2 protein-coding genes are annotated in these 2,868 nt (G+C 48.4%); one reads left to right on the forward strand and one right to left on the reverse strand.

Annotation, left to right across the window (positions count from 1 at the left end):
- Position 1: 1 nt before the first annotated feature.
- Positions 2–877, reverse strand: a complete 876-nt coding sequence (locus tag PLA23_RS12220; protein ID WP_324329135.1) for an Rpn family recombination-promoting nuclease/putative transposase — start codon at positions 875–877, stop codon at positions 2–4.
- Positions 878–1,218: 341 nt separating this feature from the next.
- Between PLA23_RS12220 and katG the strand changes: the two genes are divergently transcribed.
- Positions 1,219–2,868 (forward strand): catalase/peroxidase HPI (gene katG, locus PLA23_RS12225; RefSeq protein ID WP_324475360.1); only part of this gene is annotated, 1,650 nt, incomplete at its 3' end.

Below are 2,868 nucleotides of genomic sequence, written 5' to 3' on the forward strand. Positions count from 1 at the left end.
GTTATTGGGTCGGGAGCGAGAGGGATTTTTTCAGTTTATCGATGGTTGATTGATCAAGACCGGTTGCTTTGATTATCAGTTCATCATCAATACCCAGGGAAAGCATGTTTTTTGCGACATCTTTTCTTTCTTCTTCCCTTCCCTTCTTCATCCCCTCTTCCCTTCCTTTCTTCATCCCCTCTTCGAGTCCCTCCTCTCTCGCTTCATACATACGTGTAGCCTGATCATGAAGAAACATCTCTCTTGCTTCATAGAGCCGCCTGTTTTCTTCATCAAGACTCATAATCTGAAGATTGTGATATGCTTTTTGTATTGCGGGTTTGCCTTCAGCTGCCATAATTATCTCCTCCTCCGTATATGCACTCAAAAATGTAAGCCATGACAGGAGATCTGTACCTTCATATGGTACCTTGCACCTATGAACCTTTGGGAGCTCAAGAAAATGAATTTCAAAGACATCACTCATAAGGATATCGTGGGTTTTGTCATATGCCTGAAAGCAGGTATGAAGATCATCTACAGGCATCAGCATATAATCCAGGATGTTTATCACGATGGTGCGTTTCAGCTCATGATACCTATGACCTCTATCGAGTTGGTCAAGATACATTTTTGCCCAGTAAAAGAGACTCCGTTTCTCCATTGATTTGAGATTGAGCACCTGCATCTCAATGTCAACATGAACTCCGGAATCTGATAATGCCTTGATGTCCAGAATGCACTCCTTTTTCGTATCAGGTACGAGGAGATGTGGATCGGTGCACATAACACTCTGAAAATGATCCGGAAGGATAGCATTCAGGAGATCACGGAGGATGTCAGAGTTATTCGGATCTCCAAAGAGTAACCGGAAAGCAAAATCATTCCGGGGAGACATGAGGAATTCACCGGAATATGTAGTAATTGATCTCATAATGGAATAATTCGCTCCCATGCATTGGGCTTCATTTTATACATGAATTGCTCTATCTGATGGTGAATACATGAAAAAGCATTCAGAGATTTTTATTTAAAACACTGAACTGATATACGAGATATGTGATGGCTGCCTGGTGTTGCCGGCGAATATTTGATGTTCAGGACATAATCCATTCCGTTCACATAACGTGTAGGTATCCTGTTTGCAGCGTCAATGGTGCAGGCATACACGTTCACAGATCTAAGGAATATTTATAGCATACAAGGTGAGAAGTCAGTCCATTGCAGGATGAGAACAGTATGACTGACATTGAGAAAAACCCTGAAAAGGACAGAATAACCATGCATGACCCCAAAAAAGGGAGAAAAAACCATGACTGGTGGCCGGACCAGCTAAACCTTCGGATCCTTTCCCAGAACTCTCTCCTCTCAAACCCCTATGGTGAATCCTTCAATTATCGTGATGAATTTAAAAAACTTGACCTTGCAGCGGTCAAAAAGGATCTGCAGGATCTCATGACCCGCACGCAGGAATGGTGGCCTGCAGATTTTGGTCATTACGGGCCGCTATTCATCCGTATGGCATGGCATAGTGCTGGAACCTACCGGACTTTTGATGGCCGGGGAGGGGCCAGCGGGGGGCTGCAACGGTTTCCTCCGCTGAACAGTTGGCCGGACAATGTGAATCTTGACAAGGCACGGCGCCTCCTCTGGCCAGTGAAGCAAAAGTACGGGAAGAAGATCTCCTGGGCTGATCTTATGATTCTTGCCGGCAATGTTGCCCTGGAATCAATGGGATTTAAAACGTTCGGCTTTGGAGGCGGACGTGAGGATGCCTGGGAACCACCTGAAGACATATACTGGGGATCAGAGGACACATGGCTTGGAGATCAGCGGTATACCGGTGACCGGGAGCTGGAAAAACCCCTTGCTGCTGTACAGATGGGGCTCATATACGTCAACCCAGAAGGTCCAAACGGAAATCCGGATCCAATTGCAGCAGCCCGTGACATACGCGAGGTTTTCGGCAGAATGGCAATGAACGACGAGGAGACGGTTGCACTTATCGCCGGGGGGCATAGTTTTGGCAAGACACACGGAGCTGCTCCTGCGTCGTACCTCGGACCTGAACCTGAGGCTGCCGGTATAGAGGAACAGGGACTGGGCTGGAAGAACAGGTACGGAACCGGGAAAGGAAAAGATACGATCACGAGCGGTATTGAGATTACCTGGACACAAACGCCAACACGATGGAGTCTGCTTTTTTTGAAAAATCTCTTCCGGTATGAATGGGAACTGACCAAAAGCCCTGCAGGGGCATACCAGTGGCACCCAAAAGGCGGGGTCGGACCCGACGCCGTGCCTGATGCTCATGATCCCACACAAAGACATCCACCAGGGATGCTTACCACTGATCTTGCCTTACGGTACGATCCTGATTATGAAAAGATCGCACGGCGATTCCTTGAGCAACCGGATGCATTTACTGATGCATTCGCCCGTGCCTGGTTCAAACTGACACATCGTGATATGGGCCCGAAGACACGGTATCTCGGCCCAGAGGTTCCGGATGAGGATCTCATCTGGCAGGACCCCATTCCCGCTGTTGACCACCCGCTGATTGATGACCAGGACATAGTCCTCCTGAAGAATAGAATACTGGCATCTGGTCTGTCCATCTCCCGGCTGGTATACACCGCATGGTCATCTGCCTCCACATTCCGTGGCTCTGACAAACGTGGAGGGGCGAACGGTGCACGGATCCGACTCGCTCCTCAAAAGGACTGGGAGGTGAATGAGCCAGAGCAGCTGACAAAGGTTCTGAAGATTCTTGAAGAAATTCAGAGCGATTTCAACCGCACGGCACCAGGAGGTAAGAGGGTATCACTTGCTGACCTGATTGTTCTTGGAGGCTGTGCAGCGATTGAGCAGGCTGCACAGAAGGCAGGT

Origin of the sequence: Methanospirillum sp., assembly GCF_035406105.1 — an archaeon.
Lineage (GTDB): Archaea > Halobacteriota > Methanomicrobia > Methanomicrobiales > Methanospirillaceae > Methanospirillum.

Excerpts from the sequence above, each read along its gene's own strand:
- PLA23_RS12220 (WP_324329135.1), bottom strand. The coding sequence starts at position 877 with ATGTCTCCCCGGAATGATTTTGCTTTCCGGTTACTCTTTGGAGATCCG.